Annotated in this window: 16 protein-coding genes; 6 read left to right on the plus strand and 10 right to left on the minus strand. The window is 51.5% G+C overall.

The window, feature by feature from the left end; all coding sequences use genetic code 11:
- Nucleotides 1-16: 16 nt before the first annotated feature.
- Nucleotides 17-988 carry a calcium/sodium antiporter gene (locus MJX74_RS00560; RefSeq protein WP_240219949.1) on the minus strand — a complete coding sequence of 324 codons (972 nt, stop codon included), beginning with the start codon at nt 986-988 and terminating at the stop codon, nt 17-19.
- A gap of 136 nt (nt 989-1,124) precedes the next feature.
- Between MJX74_RS00560 and MJX74_RS00565 the strand changes: the two genes are divergently transcribed.
- Nucleotides 1,125-1,313, plus strand: coding sequence for a hypothetical protein (locus tag MJX74_RS00565; RefSeq protein ID WP_068233764.1), 189 nt, complete (start codon nt 1,125-1,127; stop codon nt 1,311-1,313).
- On the opposite strand, the gene MJX74_RS00570 is transcribed toward MJX74_RS00565, so the two are convergent.
- The 3 genes from MJX74_RS00570 to MJX74_RS00580 all read right to left on the minus strand — a co-directional run bounded on the left by MJX74_RS00570 (nt 1,279) and on the right by MJX74_RS00580 (nt 6,434).
- Nucleotides 1,279-4,455: an efflux RND transporter permease subunit gene (locus tag MJX74_RS00570; RefSeq protein ID WP_240219950.1), complete on the minus strand. Its 3,177-nt coding sequence runs from the start codon at nt 4,453-4,455 to the stop codon at nt 1,279-1,281. The two genes, MJX74_RS00565 and MJX74_RS00570, sit on opposite strands and share 35 nt — an antisense overlap.
- 3 nt (nt 4,456-4,458) lie before the next feature.
- The gene (locus MJX74_RS00575; RefSeq protein WP_240219951.1) at nt 4,459-5,520 is read right to left on the minus strand and encodes an efflux RND transporter periplasmic adaptor subunit; all 1,062 of its coding nucleotides are present in this window, start codon (nt 5,518-5,520) and stop codon (nt 4,459-4,461) included.
- 92 nt (nt 5,521-5,612) lie between these two features.
- On the minus strand, nt 5,613-6,434 hold the full coding sequence (locus MJX74_RS00580; protein WP_240219952.1) for a M90 family metallopeptidase: 822 nt from the start codon (nt 6,432-6,434) through the stop codon (nt 5,613-5,615).
- Between the two features lie 182 nt (nt 6,435-6,616).
- On the opposite strand from MJX74_RS00580, the gene MJX74_RS00585 reads away from it, so the two are divergent.
- A complete protein-coding gene (locus tag MJX74_RS00585) occupies nt 6,617-7,078 on the plus strand; it encodes a tellurite resistance TerB family protein (protein ID WP_240219955.1) in 462 nt (153 codons plus the stop codon).
- A gap of 58 nt (nt 7,079-7,136) precedes the next feature.
- Here MJX74_RS00585 and MJX74_RS00590 read toward each other — a convergent pair whose 3' ends face one another.
- Nucleotides 7,137-7,445: a hypothetical protein gene (locus tag MJX74_RS00590; protein ID WP_197412213.1), complete on the minus strand. Its 309-nt coding sequence runs from the start codon at nt 7,443-7,445 to the stop codon at nt 7,137-7,139.
- Nucleotides 7,446-7,576: 131 nt separating this feature from the next.
- Here MJX74_RS00590 and MJX74_RS00595 point away from each other — a divergent pair, with 131 nt between their 5' ends.
- The gene (locus tag MJX74_RS00595; protein WP_240219957.1) at nt 7,577-8,755 is read left to right on the plus strand and encodes a substrate-binding periplasmic protein; all 1,179 of its coding nucleotides are present in this window, start codon (nt 7,577-7,579) and stop codon (nt 8,753-8,755) included.
- 20 nt (nt 8,756-8,775) lie between these two features.
- Here MJX74_RS00595 and MJX74_RS00600 read toward each other — a convergent pair whose 3' ends face one another.
- The 3 genes from MJX74_RS00600 to MJX74_RS00610 form a co-directional block, all read right to left on the minus strand.
- A complete protein-coding gene (locus MJX74_RS00600) occupies nt 8,776-9,930 on the minus strand; it encodes an ABC transporter permease (protein WP_240219958.1) in 1,155 nt (384 codons plus the stop codon).
- A complete protein-coding gene (locus MJX74_RS00605) occupies nt 9,927-10,856 on the minus strand; it encodes an ABC transporter ATP-binding protein (RefSeq protein ID WP_240219959.1) in 930 nt (309 codons plus the stop codon). The genes MJX74_RS00600 and MJX74_RS00605 overlap by 4 nt, the downstream gene beginning before the upstream one ends.
- Before the next feature lie 106 nt (nt 10,857-10,962).
- Nucleotides 10,963-13,239 (minus strand): patatin-like phospholipase family protein, encoded by a 2,277-nt coding sequence (locus MJX74_RS00610; RefSeq protein ID WP_240219960.1) that lies wholly within the window; start codon nt 13,237-13,239, stop codon nt 10,963-10,965.
- A gap of 195 nt (nt 13,240-13,434) precedes the next feature.
- Between MJX74_RS00610 and MJX74_RS00615 the strand changes: the two genes are divergently transcribed.
- Nucleotides 13,435-15,768, plus strand: a complete 2,334-nt coding sequence (locus MJX74_RS00615) for a putative bifunctional diguanylate cyclase/phosphodiesterase (RefSeq protein ID WP_240219961.1) — start codon at nt 13,435-13,437, stop codon at nt 15,766-15,768.
- A 12-nt stretch (nt 15,769-15,780) separates the two neighbouring features.
- Here the strand turns inward: MJX74_RS00615 and MJX74_RS00620 are convergent, their stop codons facing one another.
- Complete coding sequence (locus MJX74_RS00620; RefSeq protein ID WP_240219962.1) at nt 15,781-16,011, minus strand: DUF2798 domain-containing protein; 231 nt, start codon at nt 16,009-16,011, stop codon at nt 15,781-15,783.
- 147 nt (nt 16,012-16,158) lie between these two features.
- Between MJX74_RS00620 and MJX74_RS00625 the strand changes: the two genes are divergently transcribed.
- Entirely contained in the window at nt 16,159-17,109 is a 951-nt protein-coding gene (locus MJX74_RS00625) for a D-2-hydroxyacid dehydrogenase (RefSeq protein ID WP_240219963.1), read from the plus strand.
- Nucleotides 17,110-17,162: 53 nt separating this feature from the next.
- Entirely contained in the window at nt 17,163-19,217 is a 2,055-nt protein-coding gene (locus MJX74_RS00630) for a tetratricopeptide repeat protein (RefSeq protein ID WP_240219965.1), read from the plus strand.
- Nucleotides 19,218-19,229: 12 nt separating this feature from the next.
- Here MJX74_RS00630 and MJX74_RS00635 read toward each other — a convergent pair whose 3' ends face one another.
- Complete coding sequence (locus MJX74_RS00635) at nt 19,230-20,075, minus strand: RluA family pseudouridine synthase (RefSeq protein WP_240219967.1); 846 nt, start codon at nt 20,073-20,075, stop codon at nt 19,230-19,232.
- Between the last annotated feature and the right edge of the window lie 32 nt (nt 20,076-20,107).

The following is a 20,107-nucleotide window of genomic DNA, read 5'->3' on the forward strand; positions in this document are numbered from 1 at the left end:
TACTCTGTTTTATCTGTTAAGCAATAACAGTACTAACCAGATAACCGGTATAGCCGATAAACACTGCCAGCAAAATACCGCCTTCTACCCGGTTTATCCGGCCCTGCTTTTTATAGCCGTAGCCCATTACAAACACTGCTGCGGTTAATACGGCCATTAAGGTCCAGTCACGGGTTAATACCACAGCATCAACTGCCATTGGCTCTATAGCTGCCGCTATACCTACCACGGCCAGCGTATTAAACAGGTTTGAACCGATAATATTACCCAGCGCAATATCATGCTCACCTTTTTTAATGGCAATTAACGACGAGGCCAGCTCTGGCAATGAGGTGCCTACGGCAACTACTGTTAAACCAATTACCAAATCGCTAACGCCCAGGCCCTGCGCAATAAACACCGCACCGTAAACCAGCATGCGCGAAGCAACAATTAACAACACCAGGCCTACCAGTAACCAGATAATGGCCTGCTTTAATGTCATTTTGCTGCTGTCGGTCAGCTCGTCGTTCATTTCAGTAGCCAGGGCATCCTGCGGGTTACGCATGCCCTGCCAGATTGACCAGCCCATTAATACAAAGAATACGCCCAGCAAACACCAGGCGTCGAAGCTGTTTAGCTGATGATCAAACAGTAACCAACCGGCGAATAAGGTTACCAGCATTAAAATGGGCAGCTCTTTGCGCAGCACCTGCGAGTGCACAGCAATGGGGCTAAGCAGAGCAACTAAGCCCAAAATCAGCGCGATATTGGTAATATTAGAGCCATAAGCATTACCCAGCGCCAGAGCCGGATTACCATCGCTGGCAGCCATGGCAGATACCACCATTTCCGGCGCAGAGGTGCCAAAGCCCACAATAATCATACCAATTAGTAACGGTGGCATACCGGCATAACGGGCGGTGGCGGCTGCACCATCTACAAAGCGGTCGGCACTCCATACCAGAAGCGCCAAACCGGCAATTAACGCGACTACTGCCAATAACATTGTTTTGTCCTTAACTTAGCTGATAATTGCGCGCAGCATAGCATGCAGTTATTTTAGCGCGAAGCGGTGGCAAGGCCTTTTTGAAACTAAAGTTTAAACAGGTTAAGCTGGCCGCAACATTGCTACGGAGCACATCATGACCACCTTAATTACTATTTTAGCCCTGCTGTTTGCCGCGTTGTTTATTCTGGTTACGCTGGCAGAAAAGTTTGGCAGCCGCGACACAGAAAAAACCGCCAAACTCAGCCGTTATATTATTCCGTTGATGATTGCGCTGGTGGCGGCACAGGTTATCCGTTTTGTGTTTTTCCCTGAACACGGCTAAGCACCGTTACCAGCAACGCTGGTAAAAATGTCAGGCTGATCAGCGTAGAAAACAACAAACCACACAGCACAATAATCCCCACGCCGCGATATAGTTCAGTGCCCTCGCCCGGAATTAACACCAGCGGCGCCAAACCAAACACCGTGGTAGCGGTAGACATTAATATCGGCCTAAGCCGTGTTGCCACGGCTTGCAGCACGGCTTCGGTTACTGCCATCTGGCCACTGCGCAGGTTATTGCGGCTTTGATCGACAATTAAAATCGGGTTATTCACCACAGTACCCAACAGAATTAAAAAGCCCAGCATGGTGATCATATCAAACGGCTGATGAAAACCGCCCAACCCTACCAGCGCTAACGCACTGCTGACACCGTTTACCGCGGCCAGGCCAACCAAAGCACCGGCCAGCCCCAGTGGCACAGTAGCCAGAATAAACAGCGGGTACCCCCAATGGGTGAAAATGGCCACCAGCAGCAGATAAATTAATACAATGGCTATCACAAAGTTGCTGCCCAGTGCAGCTTGGGTTTCATCAAGCTGATCAGAAGCGCCGGAGATATCCAGTGTCACACCGGTGGCTATAGCCCCGTCACGTTGCAATTGCGGTACCAGTTGCTGCTGCACTATGGCTACTGCGGTCTCCAGCGCTACCTCACGCGGCGGCACTATATACAGTGTTACGGTGCGGCGGCCATCAACCCGGCGCAGCGTGTCGCTGTCGGCCACTTCAACCAGATCAGCCAGGCTGTTTAATGGCAATACAGCGCCCTGTGGCGTTAATACCGGTGTTTGCGACAACCTGGACAAGCTTTGCTCTGCCCCGGCACTGCTGAACAGGAAAATATCGACTTTATCGTCTGCCAGAAAAAACTCATCCACAAAAGCGCCGTCACTGAGGGCCGATACGGCAAAGCCAAAATCGGCGGCGCTAAAATTAAGCTCGGCCAAACGCTGCCAGCGCGGGCGGATTTCGACTAACGGCTGATCCAGAGATAACGACGAGGGCTCTGAGCTTAGCTGCGGGTTATCAAACAGCTGGCCTGCCGCCACATAAGCAGCATCTGCGGTGCTATATAAACTGGCTAAATCCGGCCCGGAAATATCCAGCGCAACCGCCCGGGTGCCGCCGTCATTGCTACTGATAATAGAACCGCGCGACGAAAATGCCCGCATACCGGGATATTCGCGAAATTTCTTCGTTATCGCGTCCATCATGGCATTAATGTCTTCTGCGCGGGTGGGCTCGCTCATTACCCAAATACGCCCGACTGACACACTAAGCGCATAATACTGCAGCGAAGGCATGCTAGTTTCACCGCGGTCAAACAATGCCGGATCGGCATTAACCTGCTCCGTAAGATAAGTGCGAACCTCCTTCGCTATTTCTGCCATTTCCGACAGATTATAACCAGGCGGCGCAATCATTGACGAAAAGGCTTTTGGCTCTTCGCCCTCGGGTAAATATTCTGCCGGTGGCAGTAAATACCAGGCAGCGCCCAGTGTGAGCAGTGCAGTAAGCGAAAGCACTAAACCCCGCCGTACTCTGGTGCGGATAACTGCCTGCACCAGGCGCAAAATGGCGCCGGGGGCCAGGCTCTGGCTGTCTTCTTGTGCGCTGTCCTGGTGTATACCGTCTTGGTGTATAACTGCGTTTTTACCAAAGCCCAGCCGGGCAATGGCGGCTGGCACTACAAACACCGCTACCAGCATAGAAGCAATAATTGCTGCTGCAATAGCAATGGCGATATCGGAATACAGCTGGCCGGCTTCCTGTTCGACAAATAAAATCGGCATAAACACCAGCACTGTGGTCAGGGTTGAAGCCAGTACAGCAGGCCAAACATCGCGCACACCGGCAATAGCCCCTTCAATTCGGTCCAGGCCGCGCCTTCGCGCTTGTTCGATACTTTCCAGCACCACTATGGTGTTATCTACTGTCATACCGATAGCAAAAGCGACACCTGCCAGAGAAATAACATTGATGGTGCGGCCAAACGCCAGCAAACCTAAAAACGCCGCTATGGTGCAAATGGGTATGCCAATCACCCCTACCAGCGTAGCGCGGCCGGAGCGTAAAAACAGATACATGACAAAAGTTGCCAGCGAAGCACCCAGCGCCAGATTAGTCCAGACATTGGCGATGGAGTCTTCAACATAGCGCACATCATCGCCGATCAGCATCAGTTGCAGGCCATTGGCCGCCAGCATATCGCGGTTAACCTGGCTGACTACTTCCAGTATGCCTTGCTTAATATTGATAACATTAGAGCCGGGCTCGCGCCGCACAGATAAACCCAATGACTGTTCGCCATCGGCAAATGATAAATCGCGCACTTCAAAGTGGTCCAGCACTATGGTGGCCACATCTTTCAGCCGCACCTGATTATCGCCCTGCTGGGTAAGAATAAGGTTTTCCAGCTCATCGATACGATCAAACCGGCCCACCATCCTAAGCAAATAGCGCCGCTTACCGCTGTCGATATCGCCTGCTGAGCTGTCACGGTTACGTGCGCGGATTACGTCTCGCACATCAGTCAGGCTAATGCCGCGCTGTGCTAATTTGGCCGGGTCGACAAGGATTTGAACTTGTCGCTCGGCGCCGCCGCTAACGCCCACTTCTGACACGCCCGGCACCCGCTCCATTTGCGGCCGCACATAGTCGTCGGCGTAATCGCGCAACATATCCATATCCAGCTTCAGCGGGTTACCGCTTAGAGGCATCAGGCGAAAATACATAAAGGCATTGCTGGAATAGGAACTGCTAAATAAACGCGGCTGGTCAACGTTTTCCGGATAAGCCGATACCTGGCTTAGCGCATTGCTGACGCGGATCAGAGCTTCGTTTACATCAACACCAAACGGAAATTCCAGTTCTACCTCAGCCGAGCCTGTACTGGCACGCGATACCATGCGCTTTAAATTCGGCAGGGTGCGTAAATAGCGCTCCTGCTCAATCAGAATTTCTTTTTCTACATCCTGGGGCGTGGCACCGGGCCAGCCGGTAACCACACTGATGGTGCGCACTTCAAGATCAGGGATCATCTGCACCGGGATACGCAGTGCTGCCACAATGCCCAGTACACATATAATTAATACCGCTACGGTAAGAATAGTGCCACGGCGAATACCGGCTTCCAGCATGGCTTACTCCTTATCGTCGCTAAGCACGCGCACAGCCTGGCCGTCACGCAGTGTTTCATTGCCGCGCACCACCACCGCTTGCCCTTTAGGCAGGCCGGACAAAATTTCCACGCCCTGCTCACTGCTACGGCCCAGCGTAACGTTGTGGCGCCAGGCTTTATTATCGCTGATAGCAAACAGGCTGAAATTGCCGTCGGGGTGGCGCAGTAAAGCGTCTGGCGGCACCACCAGCACCGTGGCATCCTCGCGCTCAAAATAAAAAGTAGCACTGGCAGAAGTGCCGGGTAGCAACGCCTGTTGCCCGTCAGTCACTTCCAGCCGGGCCAGAAAACTGCGCGCACTGCTGCTACCCACCGGCACCGTGGCCAGCAGCTTAGCACTGAGTTTTTCAGCGGGCAGCATATCGGCACGCACTTCAATACGGCGCAGTGCCGACAGCGCAGCAAAATACTCCTGCGGTACCTGTACATCCAGCAATAGCGGCGTAAGGCTTACCAGTTGCAACACCGGCGTACCCAACGCCACCCATTCCCCCACATCAGCAGTTCGCTGGGCAATAACACCGGCAAAAGGTGCGGTAAGAATATGGCGGGCAACTATTTCCTGCTGTTGCTGCTGCTCAGCTTTAGCCTGTTGCAACATAGCGTCGGCCTCGGCCAGTGCAGCCCGGCGCAGGCTTAATTCGGTTTGCGGAAATAATTTTTGCGCGGTAAGTTGTTCAGCTTCAGTCACCAATCGCAGGCGTTCAGCTTGCAGCACCTGCGCGGCACTTAGTGCTGCCTGTCGCTGTGCCAGCTCGTGCTGCGCCAGGGCGGTATCCAGTTTCAGCAGCGGCTGACCTTTTTTTACTGTGCTACCGGCATCAACCAGTAATTCGGCCACTAAACCGGCAGTGCGGCTGGATAAACTGGCATCCTGCTGCGCAGTTAAACTACCGCTAAGTACCAGTTGTTCTGACAGGCCTTTTTCCTGTGGCATGGCTACCCGTACCGGCACTTGTTCCTGAGCATGCACCATCACCGGCAAGGTATTACAAAGCAAAGCTGCTACTATCAACCAACGCATAACGCATCCCTAACTAAATAAGAACTGTTCTTAATAAGCTAAAGAGTATGCCGTAAAGCGGGTTTCAGATCACTTTTTTGTTAGTTATAACGTTAGTGCCAGCTAAGCGGATTCAGCCGGTAAAACCGGCTTAACTGCTGATACAGTTGCGGGTGCTGCGCAGATAACTGCTTTGGTTGTTCAAAAAACACTTCGCTTATTACCGCAAAAAACTCGGCCGGGTTAGTCGCGCCGTAATGGTCAAATAAACTGCCCTCTCCCCTTGTAGCCTGTAATTGCAAAGTATTGAATTCAGTTGCCATAATGCCAGACCACTGCTGATAGTCACTGCTGCGCTCAAGCAGCGGCGCGCCATTGGCAATGCCCTTTTCCTGATCCAACTGATGAGCAAACTCATGGATCACCACATTGCGGCCATCACAAGGGTTGGCGGCACCATTTAAGGTGTCAGCCCAGCTTAAAATAACCTTGCCCAGGCCCCAGGATTCTCCCGACAGCACCCGGCGCTGCTCATGCATTACCCCGGCGCTGTCAGGGCTGTTACCACTAACCACAAAAGCAGCAGGGTATAGCAGAATTTGTTTTAGTTTCGGGTAGTAATAATCCGGCCGGTTTAGCAGCAACAGGCAAGCCTGCGCTGCGATGGTTATACGCATTTCATCGGTAACGGTTAAACCGTCGCAGCCAATAAATTGCTTTTCGGCGACAAACACCTGAATATGTTTTTTCAGCTGTAGCTGTAAATCGGCTGGTAAGGCGCGAAAATAAGGCAGGCGGCGTTTTAAAATATCGCGCCAGACCGCCGGAAAGGGTTTTGCCATCAATTGTTTGCGTTTATAACGCTGCCACAGCGGCGATAATAACACCAGCGCAATGATCGCTGCGCCAAGTAACACTGTAATCAGGATAGCCAAGCTTCACCTCAGACTAAGGCAACGGTATGCTGCCAGCACTATGCTGCAAGTTTATTGCTAAAAGCTTAATGCGGTGTTTTGGCTTGTTTTTCAAGTTCGGTATGCTTTAGCCTGTTAACAGCCTTAGCAGAACTTTGCACCGGCACTGGCCTCTAATGGCGGTAATCAATAAAGGACATGCAATGTTTCAGTTATTTAAAACCTTACTTGATAAAGTAAATGATGGTTTGTCTGCTCCGGCAGCTAGCAAAACAACCTATGGTCTGACAGAAGCCGAACTGGCTTGTGTGTCGTTAATGCTGATGGTGGCACACGCCGATTTTACCAGCAGCAACGAAGAGCTGGCACTGGCAGAGCAGTATGTAAAAGATGAATTTGAGCTGTCGGCAGTGGATGCTAAAGCGGTAGTGGCACTGGCAGAGCAACAGGCAACCGATGCAACCTCGCTGCACCAGTTTACCGCGCAGTTAAAGCAACTTAGTTATGACGCCAGACTGGCGCTGCTCGATAGCTTATGGCAGCAGGCGTATGCCGACGGTGTGCTGGACCCGAATGAAGAGGCGATGCTGCGTAAAATTGCTGACTTATTGTTTATCCGCCACGGTGACTATATTCAGGCCAAGCTGGCTGTGTGTGGCGAATAACCTGCTTTAATACCTGATTAAGAAGAACCGGTTCGCGAGACTTAACAACTTCAGCCGGTTAATCTTCACGCTTACGCAGCACTTCGCCTTCAATTACACTGCGTGGCTGCTCTGCCGATTGCCCTGTGCTACCCGCGCCAGCTTGCTGGCGTTGCTGCCAGGCTTTAATTTTAGCGCGGTGGCGAAACAGCAGTATTGGAATTAAAATCCAGCTTAGTAACAGCATAAACACCAAAATAGCCGCCCCGGCCAGCAACATCAGCCCCAGTATTAACCAGGCCAGTAAGCGCTGCAGCGGGCCCGCACTTTGGCGCCGGGCAAACATTTGTTGCCACTGACTACCCTGCTGTTTAAACGATGAAAACATAATTACCTCAATTCAGGCCTTTGGCCACAAGTATACAGCCTTAGTGTGGGTGACTGCGCTGAAGTTCAACCCCACCCGGCTTACTGGCTGCTATACTTGGTGCCAGCTACAAGACACTGTGGATCATCGATATGTTCTTAGCTTTGTCGCTCAGCACCTTAATGGTTATTTCTGACGTAGGCGGCGCAGTGCTGCTGGGCACCAATGTGCCTGCCAACAGCGGCAACACCAGCCATCAGCAAATTAACTGCATTATGCAACAAACCCAGCAACCTTATAAGTTATTGCCGATGCCCTGGCGCCGGGCCAAGCAAGAAGTAAAAATGGGCCGCATTGACGGCTACTTTACCGCTATTCCCAACGATGAAATGAACGATTACGCCAAGCTGTCGGCGCCGTTGTTTCTGGAAAACTGGTATTGGTTCTGGCATCCGCGCCACAGCGGGCCAGACAGCGGCGGTAAAGTGCGTTATGGCGCTATTTTAGGCAGCCATCAGGCCGACTGGTTTAACAGCCAGAACTACAAGCTGGAAGTGGAAGTCAGTGACATTGCCCAGTTGGTGCAGTTATTAGCGATAGGGCGCATCGATGCTGTGCTGGCCGATCTGGAAGAATTTACCCACACCGCCAGCCGGTTAAAACTACCGGCAGATCAGTTTGAACAACGCTTTTTTCGTTACGTGCCGCTGGGCGTGTATTTTTCGCAGTTGCGCTTACAGCAAAAACCCGGCTTTATGCGCCACTTTAATGCCGCCGTGCATTTATGTGCTTCAGCGCCTTTTGCACTGGCCCAGAGCGAGCAACAACAAATTCTGACCTTATTGCTTAGCAACGTACAACAACTGGCCCGCAGCAACACCTTGCTGGAGGCCGTGCAACAGCACAACCTTGCAGCAACAACACTGGCAGAAATTCGCCGGCAAGACACCCTGTGGCAGCAGCAATTACTGCAAGGCCAAAACGACGGCAGCCTGGCATATAAGCTGCTGGAAAGCAAAGCTTCGGCCCTGCTGCGCAACTGGCAGGCAAACTACAGCGGCCTGGTAACAGAAGTGATCCTAATGGACAATCAGGGCGCTAATGTTGCGATCAGCGAAATAACCACAGACTACTGGCAGGGGGATGAAACGCCATTTCTCAGTGTATTTGGCCAGCAAAGTGACTATTTTATCGATGTGGTGGAATATGATCAGTCTACCCGGCGTTTTCAGGTAAAGCTCAGTGTGCCGGTAGCGGATGCACAGGGCAGCCATAGCGGCGCACTCAGCATCGGTATTGATGTTGAGCGCGCTTTGTCGGCAAACGATTAGTCGGCTTTATTACTCAGCGCTCAGCGCACTATATCGCCCCATGACGGCTCTTTACCGTACATTTGCATACCGCGTAAAAACACCCGGCCGGCAACGCGGCGCATCCAGTACACGGTGGCCAGCAGTAGCAGTAGCGAAAGCAGCGGCTGCCACCAGGGCACCGTTACCATGGCCATTTTTACCGGCATAGCAGCAAAAGACGTTAGCGGTACAAAGCTCAGTATTGTCATGCCGATACCTGCCGGGCTATCAATCACTATGAACGTAAACACCATTGGCAACCAGGTGATCATCATTACCGCACTTTTACCGCTGTTGTTCGGATCGTCAATTGATGCCGCTATCGCGCCCATAAAGCTGGCACATAACACTACGCCCAGTAGCGCAAACGGAATCAGCCACAGCACCACACTGATATCCAGCCAGCTTAAGTCGACGGCTTTTTTCGTAAACACACTCACCACAGCAAAAGACAGCAGCATTACCAAAGCTGAGGTAAGCATAGCCTTAAGCGCACTGAAACTATGGCCCAGCACTTTGCCATCCATCCATTGCTGTGGTGTTACTATGGCGTAAAGCTGCTCGGTTACGCGCTGCTGTTTTTCACCGGTAATGCTTACCAGCACCTGACCAAAAGCTGTGCTTAAGCCGACAAACAGCAAAATTAACGCGCCGATGGCAATTATCTTCTCCGGGGTATCTTTGCCTTTGTAGGATTGGTCCAGGTAACGGGTTTCAATCTCTACCGGTTGCTCCAACGCAGCCAGTTGCGTCGTATTTAACCCCATTTGTTGCGCTGCCAGATGTCGGTAATGTTTTTGCAGCACTTCGTCCAGTTGCTGTAACCATTTTTTACCGGTCAGGGTATGCACAACCAACTGGCCGTCTTGCAGGCTGATTACGGCATGCCAGGAGTCATCACTTTGCATCTGCATAAGTTGTGTTTCCAGCGCTATACCGGGGCGCTGAAACTGAAATTGCTCTGTGTTAGTTATTTGCAGCTCGGCCGGCACCGCAATGCGATATTGCTGCTGGCTCTCATCGGTGAAAAAACTCCATAACGCTATAGCCGCAATCACGGCCAGCATCAGTAAATACGACACCAGTTGCTGTTTCCATTTAAAAAAACGTAAAAACTCCCACCTGGCCACAATTAAACTTTGCCGCGATATCATGCTGCTGCCTCCGGTTTATGCCTGGCCATTGCCGCCAGATAAAGCTGATGTAAATCGGCCGACTGCATTTCAACCTGGGTCAGCTCACCATATTGCAGTAGCTGCTTCAGGCAATCTGACACACTAGCCTGCTCTGCCAGCGTTAGCAGATAATGCCGCGCCTGCAGTTGCTGTACCGTGACAACGGCTGCCAGTTGCTCTAACTGTGCCGCATTTACCTCACTGCTAAAGCCCACTTTCATCTGACGCTGATTCTGGCTTTGTTGCTGAATTTGCTGCAGGGTGCCGGCCAGCACAACCTGGCCTTGTGCCATCAGCAGCATATGGTCGGCCAGTTTTTCTACCATGGCCATCTGGTGGGCGCTTAAGATCACCGTCATGCCTTTGGCTTTCAGTTGCTGTAAAAACAGCACAACTTTTTCCTGGTTTATCGGATCCAGCCCGGAGAAGGGTTCATCCAGAATAACCAGCGCGGGCTGGTGCAATACGGCTGCAATCAGTTGTACCTTTTGCTGATTGCCCTTCGACAACTGTTTTAACTCGTCGTGGCGCCGCTGTGTCAGCTCAAATACATCCAGCCAGTAGTCCATTTCACTGAGGGCTTTGCTTTTGCTTAAACCATGTAACTGCGCCAGATACAGCAGGTTTTTTTCTATGCTTTTGTCGGGGTAAAGCCCTCTGTCTTCTGGCAGATAACCCAGCAGACGGCGCGGCACATGGTCGTAGTGTTGGTCCTGATAGCTGATCATAATGCTGCCACTGTCAGGCTTGGTCATGCCAACCAGCATACGGATAATGGACGATTTACCGGCGCCATTTGGGCCTAACAAGGCAAAAATTTCGCCGCTGTTAATATGAAAGCTGGCATTTTTAACAGCCTGTACTGAGCTGTAAGCTTTATTAATGGCGGTAACAATTAACTGCATGTAGGTTTCCTGTTAATAATATGGCGCCAAGCTTATCACCGGCAAAGCGTTTTATTCCAACGCCAAAGTGTGAGCAAATATGTAAACCCTGATACTAGCCGTTGTATTAATAATGTTTGCCAAACGACAGATACACCGCATCAGAGTAATCAGACTCGCCCTGCTCAGCCATGCCTACGCCAAAATACAAAGGTCCCAGCGGCGTATCCCAGCCCAGAAATACACTGCCTGCCCACAACCAGTTGGTGGCGTCAGCACCACCTGAGGCTCCGAACAGATCTTTACGCACCCGGCCGCGCTCAAGTGAGGTACCAAAATACAGCGGCGCATTAAAAAATGAGATTTTCTGCTCGGTAAGCCGGTATAGATACACCAGGCTGCCAAACTGAATTTGGCTGCCAAACAGTGAATCGGCCGGATAACCGGACAAATTCAGAAAACCGCCCAGATTAAACTGCTCCAGCGCAAAGCTGTCCTCGTCGACGTTGTAATGGTCAAAGCGCCAGCGGGTGCGCAGTGTGTGCTGTTGCCAGGTTTTAGCCGCCAACACCTCAGTACTGCTGCTTTTGCTGGACACTTCAGTGCCCAGAGCATCGTCATTCAGAAAGCGGTAGTTACTGGCCAAACGAATACCGCGGGTGGGAAAACTGCGGCTGTTTAGCGTATCCCAGATAAACTGCATCTCAGGCCCGTTGCGCTGGTAGCTAACAGTGTCAGTGCCTATTTGGCTGGCATACAAACTGGGCAATAAGTATTTGCCATCGCGTAAGGTCCAGCCCAGTTGCAGACGGGCGTGATCCGATATATTCCAGCCGGTACTTAGCAGCAGGCGGTTTTCTGTGTTTTTCAGCTCACCGGCAGATAACGACCGCGTATCCTGCAGTGACTGAGTATCTCGCCGGTGGTGATAACTGGCTTCTGTATAAAACCCGCTGTCTGCCAGCGGCCAGTATAGTTCGGTATGCAGGTATTTATTGCTGCCAAGCGCCAGTTCAGAGTGCCACTCTGCCCCCCAGGGTGACAAATTACTGCGGGTATAACCTGCGGCCAGCTGGTATTGATGGTTATTGCGAAAATCATCTTCAAACATCAGACGAAAGTTCATATATCCCGGCCCCCAGCTTTTCTCTTCGGCCCGCACTGTTAACAGGGTTTCACCGTTATCATCGACGGTAAGCTGCTGGGTAATACGCTCAAAAGTGTCCAGGCCATACATCTGGCGCAAGCCACGGCGGATACTGCGCTCAGTATAAAAATCGCCCGGTTGTAACTCCAGCCGCGCCAGCAACAGCTCGTCACTGAGGCGGGAATCATTTTGCAGGGCAATATTGTCAATTTTAATGGCGGCGGCGTCGGCCTGGTCAAACCGGCTGAACCATTCGCGATAGACTTTTTGCGGCTGGCTAAAATCGGCCAGTGCCTGCACAAAGCGGATAGCACTTTGCCGCCCCGACTGCACAGCCTGGGCAATATTGCCAAAATCCAGCATGCTGATATTGACCAGATCCGGTTGCAACAGCAGATCACGCTCGGTCAGCAATTGCATTTGCTGCTGCACCCCGGCCCGCACCAAAAAACTGGTTAGCTGTTCAGTCACGCTAAATGCAGATTCCATCTGCTCGCGGCGCAACAGCGGCGAATCGATACTTACAGCAATAATTCGGTCTACCCCCAGTTGCCGCGCCACACTGATTGGCAGGTTGTTTACCACACCACCATCTACCAGCAACTTACCGTTAAGCTCCAGCGGCCGCACCACACCGGGCAGACTCATTGAAGCCTGAACGGCTTGCACCAGGCTGCCATCGCTGAGAATAACTTCTTCCTGGGTAAGTAAATCTGTTGCCACTGCGCGAAAAGGTACCGGTAAGTCATCAAAATGCTTCAGGTTAGCAAAGGGGCCAAAGGTGCCGTTAAGAATTTCTGCCAGCGCCTGACCGCTTAAAATACCCTTGGGCAAGCGCACCCCCTCTTCTGATACCCCCAAATCCAGATTTACCGGTAAGTCGTCGCTTTTATGTTTACGCCGCAGCGGCATTTCATCGCGATATACGCGGTCACGAAAGCCATCAGCCCAGGGGGTGTTTTCCAGCCGGGCAGCAATTTCGCTGGCACTATGGCCGCTGGCATACAAGCCACCAATAAAGGCACCAATACTGGTGCCTACTACCAGATCAACCGGTATTTGCTGGCGCTCCAGTTGTTCGATCACCCCCAGATGCGCGCCACCACGGGCACCACCGCCGCCCAGCACCAGTGCCACACAAGGCCGTTGCTGCTGCCTGGCTTGCTGGCAAATATCAGCAGCTGTGGCGGCAGGGCTATAAAGTAATATAATAACCGGCAGTAACAACGCCAGTTGAATGCCTAATCCTGTCTTCATTTAATATCTGTCCGTCTCATTAGCATTACTTTGCTACCAGTTTTTATTTGAGCCTGCTCTGGCTTATTGCTATTGTTGATAAAATTTCCAATTTGGTATCCAGCATTATGCCTTATTCTTGCCTTTTCGCGCCCCTGTTCGGCGTGCTGCTTTGCTAAGCTTTATTGTTGTTTTAATAAACATAGTTAAGCCCTGATGACATTCAGCTCTTTACGCACCAAACTTATACTCATTTTGTTGGTATTGTTAAGCCTGCTGGCAACAGCAACCGGGTTGGCTACGCTTAGCGCCATGAAACGCGACAGTGAGTTACAGGCCATGCAAATTCTGAGCGTGGCCAGTAAAGTACTACGTGAAGCACTGAATAACAGAGCTGGCCAGTTAAGCAGCAGCGTGCAAATTCTGGCTACCGATTTTGGCTTTCGTCGTGCTGTTGCCACTGCAGAGCAGGAAACCATAAAATCGGTGCTGGCTAACCATGGCAGCCGCATTAATGCCAGCCTTACCTTACTGTTGTCGCCCGACGGTGCTTTGCTGGCCAGCTCGGATACCGCAATTACGGCCGCCGATATAGCGCCACTGTTTCAACAAACACAGGGCAATAGCACTGCGCCGGTAAACGATATTTTGCATCTGGCTGGCCAACCCTATCAACTGGTATTGGCCCCGGTAAGAGCGCCAGCGTTAATTGCCTGGGTTGGCATGGGTTTTCCGCTTGATAGTACCTTAGCCAAACAGATCCGCGGCATAACTGATCTGGATATCAGCTTTGTGGCCGAACAGGCGCAAGGTTATCAGTTATATACTTCTACGCTTGATGCCACTTATCAACAGCAGCTACCTGCATTACTTGATAAACTGATAGACGATGCGGGTGTGGCGCACAGCAACCCACAGCAAGATTACATTTCGCTGGCGCTGCCGCTGGATCAACAACAGCAGTTATGGGCTGTGCAGCATTTATCTAACCAGCGCTGGCTTAGCAGCTATCAGCAGTTCCGGCACCAGTTGCTGCTTATTTTCGGTGCGGCGTTGTCGCTAACCTTACTGGCAGGTATTATTTTTGCCCGCAGCATTACCCAGCCACTAAAAGCGCTAAGCTACTTTGCCAGACGTATAGGCCAAGGGTTTGACGAAACTATTCCGGTGCGCGGTAAAGACGAAGTAGCGTTGCTTAGCCGCACGCTCAGTGCCATGCAGCACGATATCCGCCAGCGTGAACAACAATTGCAGTTTAATGCCGAGCATGACTCACTGACGGGCTTATATAACCGCAACGCTGTCGAGCGTTTACTGCCAAACCTGCTGGCCAGCAGCGACGGTAGCCTGCTACAAATTAACATTAAGCAGTTTAAGCATATTAATGACGTGCTGGGGTTTAGCAACGGCGATATTTTGTTGCAGCAGCTGGCCCGGCGGCTACAACTGGGTCCTGAAACACCGGCAATGCTGGCACGGCTGGGCGGCGATGAGTTTTTACTGGTATATAATACCTTACTAACCGAAGGCCAGGTGCGGGCCAAGCTGGCGGCTTTGGGAGAGGGTTATCAGTTAGATAACTCTCAAATCAACCTGAAAATTTGCATTGGTATTTATCATTTCTTTAGCCAGCAAAGCAGTGTTAATGACGCCCTGCGCAGAGTCGATATTGCGCTGGATAATGCCCGGCTGGCACCACAACGCACTGCTATATATCTGCAAGGCCAGGATGAAAGCCACCAGCGAGAGCTGATGCTGATCCGCGACCTGCCTGAAGCCCTGCACAATGGCCAGTTTTATGCCGTATATCAGCCCAAAATGGATCTTGCCTCACAGCAATGCCACAGTGCAGAGGCATTGATCCGCTGGCAACACCCCAAACTGGGCCCTATTGCTCCGGATGAGTTTATCCGGCTGGCGGAGCATTCCGGCAATATCAGGCTGATTTCGGATTGGATGTTACAGCACGTCATAGCGCAAACAGCAAAATGGTGGCAGCAAGGGCTACGGCTGCAAATAGCCGTAAATCTGTCGGTACAGGATCTGCTAAACCCGGCTTTAGCTGACAATATCAATGCTCAACTGCAGCAATACAAGTTAAGCGCTGCAGCATTAGCGCTGGAAGTTACCGAAAGCGCCATTATGCAGGATGCAGCAACGGTAATAGCGCAGTTACAGCGCATCCGTAGCCTGGGCATTACGCTGGCGATTGACGACTTTGGTACCGGGCAGTCGTCTTTGGCTTATCTGAAACAATTACCGGTGCATGAAATTAAAATTGACCGCGCTTTTGTTAAAGATATTGAACACAATAGCAATGATGCTCTGATTGTTGCAGCGACAACCCAGCTGGCACATAGCCTGGGCTTTGTTGTTACAGCTGAAGGTCTGGAGAATCAGGCCGGGCTGGCAAAACTGCAACAATGTGGTTGCGATAAAGTGCAGGGTTATTATTTTTCCCGCCCACTGCATGCCGACGCCTTTGCTACCTGGCTACAGCAATATAGTAGCCACCATCCGCACTGGCTTAATGCTCAAACCGTTAAATAATGCTGCATACTGTTAAACAGCGCGGGTATCCGCTTTAACCAGCTTTGCAGTGATCTTGCGGCTTAGCGGTGCAAAAATAAATACCAGCGGAAAAGCACAGGTATGGGCATATAAATAGGCTTTAAGCCAGGCACCGATAAAAGCGTCAAACCAGCCCAGATTAATAAATGTCAAAATGCCTGACATCAGGAACGCCATAAAGCCAGACATAATAAAAGCAAAAATAAACGGCTGAAAACGCATTGGAAACATGCTCGACCCACACTATAAGAAAGGTTTTGTTGGTATGCGACTTTAGCATAATTCAGAACCATAACAGTTTACCGCTCGCCCAAGCGCTGGTATAACGCGGCGGAACAATAACACCGGCCGCTTTAACAGGACAATATTATGCATAATATGGTTTTTCTTGATGCAGACTCTATGGGCGATGCCGACTTATCGCCGTTACGCAGCAGCACCACAGCCCTGCAGTGCTATCCGTACACCACGCCGCAGCAGGTAGTCAGCAGGTTGCAGCAAGCCAGTATTGCCATCGTCAATAAAGTAGAGCTGACCGCCACCATGCTGCAGGCGTTACCCGGCTTAAAACTGATTTGCGTAGCCGCCACCGGGGTAAATAATGTCGATGTTGCAGCGGCCCGCCAGCTGGGCATTACCGTCTGTAACGTGCGGGGCTATGCCGACACTGCTGTGCCACAACATGTTTTTGCGCTGTTACTCCAACTTACCAACAAAGTTCAGCAATACCATCAGGCTGTGCTTGACGGTAAATGGAGCCAGAGTAAACACTTTTGCCTGCTGGATTACCCGGTAACTGAATTAGCGAATAAAAACTTTGTCGTAGTGGGCTACGGCGCTCTGGGCCTGGCCAGTGCAGCCCTGGCACAAGCATTTGGTATGCAGCTGATTATTGCCGAGCAGCCAGGCGCAGTGTCTTGCCGCCCGGGCAGAGTACCATTTACCGACGCGCTGGCGCTGGCCGATGTAATATCGCTGCACTGCCCGCTGACAACTGCCACCACAAAACTGTTTAACGCTGAGGTTTTTGCCGCAGTTAAACCCAGAGCGCTGCTGATCAATACCGCCCGTGGCGGCCTGATTGATGAGGCCGCCCTGCTTGATGCCCTGCAAAACGGTACTCTGGGCGGCGCTGCGCTGGATGTGGTGACACTAGAGCCACCTGCGCCAGACAATATACTGATCCGCGCCAATTTACCCAACCTGTTGATTACACCACATATGGCCTGGGCCAGCGCCGAAGCACGCCAGCGCATGGTGTTACAACTTGCCGATAACATAAAGGCATTTACACAAGGCAGCCCACGGCATCAGGTGTAGCTGCCAGGGTGAAATAAGGCTAAACTGCGATAAAAATAAAAACAGTTATTATTATGCTAATACGTAACGCCCTGCTGTCTGTAGCTCTGCTATCCCTAGCGCTGCCCTCTACAGCACAGGCTTCTGAGCACTTACAGTTGCGCCTGAATGAAGCCAGCAGCAATGCCGAACACGTCAGCAATAAGCTACTGTCGCAGCCAACTGCGTCTTTCAGTAGTGAAGACTGGCTGGTGCTGGGTTTGACACAGTTGCGGTTGCGTAATAAAGAAGCTGCCATGGACGCTGCAGAACACGTACTGCAAAGCTCAGCTCCTGCATATTTGCAGGCTCAGGCATACTTATTAAAAGCGCAAATTTATGGCATTTTATACCGCGACACAGCCATCGCAATTACCCAGCTGGAACGGGCAGAACTAATACTGCAAGACGAAACCGATCCTTTCAGCCTGCAACTGTACAGCGATGTGCTGCAAAATTTTGCTCAGGCTTACAACCAGCTGGGTCATGTGCAAAAAGCCATTCCTTATGCCGAGCGCAGCCTGACACTGGCATTAACCGGACAACAGCCTGAAGCTGAACTAAAAGCCCGCATTATGCTGGGCCGGCTGGCGCTGCAGAACAATGCCTATAATCAGGCTTACCAGAATCTTAATCTGGCGCTGCAACTGGCCACTGTGCTGCAGGATAACGAAGCGCTGGCCTCCATTCACTTTCGTCTTGGTATGGCGTACCGCAAAATTGAAGACCACAAAAATGCGCTATCTCACTTATTGCAGGCAAAACAGCGCTACCAGCAACTGCAGCAGCATTCCAGCTATACCTATACCCTGTTGTTTATCGGCGAAACCTATCTGGAAGATATTAATACCGCAGAGCAAGCCAGCCAATATTTGCACGAAGCGCTGACACTGGCCAGACAGCAAGATGATTTACTCCGGGTGGGTATGGCCATGCAGGGTCTTGGCCGGCTGGCGGTGTTGCAAAAAGAAGATGAGCAGGCTCTACAGTTTTTTAATGATGCCTTACAGTTATTTCGCCAGCAAAACCTGCAAACTTACCTACATGAGAGCAGCTTAGCTCTGGCCGAGTTATTATTTCAGCGTCACCAATATGCAGAGGCAAACGCGTTGCTGGCAGAGCTGCTACCACATATTTCACAGTTGGCAGCTTACCTGCAATACCGCTACAACGAGCTCGCGTCTAAACTGGCGGCACAACAGGGTAACTGGCAACTGGCCTACACCAGCATGCAGCAAGCCAGTACCCAGCGCTTCGAGCAATTTGCCGAGCAAAATAAACTGCAGCTGGATTTAATTAATAACGGCTTAAGCCAGGTTGCTGCGGCAAGCCAGCACCAGACTGAACTGGCACAACTGCAACAGCAATTGCAGCAACAACAGCGCTATAACCATTTCCTGATGCTGGCTGTACTGCTGCTGGTTCTGGCAGCGATACCAGCGTTAGTGTGGCGTAAGTGGCGCAAACCTGTCAGCCAAAGCACAGTAAGCCTGGCCTCTGCCGACTGGCACAACTTTTGTCAGCGTACACAACATCAGTCGGCAAAAACAACACTACACCTCTTAGCGTTTGCGCCAGCAGCAGTAACAGAGCTTAAATTACAATTTGGTGCACAACGTTTGCAGCAGGCAGTGCACACCTTCATGCAGCAATTGGATTGCGCGCAGCTAACCGCCAGCTGCGTTAACGACGATGTGCTATGGCTTGCTTTGCATACCGACGACGATACCGCCAAAGCGTTGCAACAACAGCTGTCGGCACAGCTGCAGGCTTTACTGCCGGAGCGTTTTGCCAACCAGGCTTTTATCAGTTTACGCCTGGCTTTACCGCAGTTGTCAGATACACCCTGGCAACTGGCAGAACTTAACGCCCTGCCGGAAGCCTTCTGGCTAAGCTGGGCCCTGGCGGCTACTTCGCCGCCACAGCAACAACTGTGGTTACTGGCACTACACGGTAAAGCAGCCAGAGCCTGTGAATGGCACAGCAATATGGTAAGGCAAGACTTACTCAATGCTATCCGGCTGGGAAGTATTGAACTTAGCTGCAATAACACGCTACTGCCTGCCAGTGTTGCCGACGAGCTCATCTGAAGAGCTAAACGGTTATTGCGTTGCTGAACGGTGCAACCTGAGCTCTGGCGGCACACCAAAACGTTGGCTTTTGTGCCGCAACGGGCAGCTAAAGCTAAGCGTAACCGCCTGTAATGCTAAACCAGTGGCATCTTTATTACCCTGGCCGTATTGCGGATCGCCCATTACCGGATGGCCAACCGCGGCAAAGTGCCGGCGGATCTGATGCTTACGACCGCTGATAAGATCAACCTCCAGCCAACTTTGTTGCGTCAGCGCTTCAAACTGCAATAACTGGAACCGGGTAAGGCAAGCTTTGTCGTCCAGCGGCAAACTGATTTCGCCCTGCTGCAATAAGCTGTCAGACAGCTGCCCCTTCACCCGGATAACATATTGTTTGCTGATTTTATGCCCGGCAATCAGCTTGCTAAATGCCGCCGCTGCATTTTTACTATGGGCAACAATAACCAGACCACTGGCTTCGCGGTCCAGCCGGTGCAGTAAAAACACCTGGCGTTTCGCGGCAAAATGTTGCTCAACAGCACGTAGCAGCGACAAATGGTCGCCCCACTCGTTACCCTGCGACAACATCCCTGCAGGCTTAAACCATACACTGTACTGCTGCTGATCGCTGATTAGCTGCGCTGGTTCACAACTGCGTTGCAATAACTCGTCATCATAGTGCAGTTGTAATTGTTGCCCTGTTTGTAAGGCAGTTTGGGCCCGGCGCAGCCGTTTTTGTGGTTTGCCGCTTAGCAGTACCGCGCCTTTGGCCATTGCATCTTTCAGACGGCCTTTTGACAACTCAGGCACACGAAGGCTAAGTAAATCAATTGCATTTATGCTGCCCTCGGCCACTACAGTGCGAACCAGTCTCATTGCTTTACACATCCTTTACGTTGAAGTTCAGC

The sequence above is a fragment of the Rheinheimera hassiensis genome, from assembly GCF_022436675.1.
Lineage (GTDB): Bacteria > Pseudomonadota > Gammaproteobacteria > Enterobacterales > Alteromonadaceae > Alishewanella > Alishewanella hassiensis.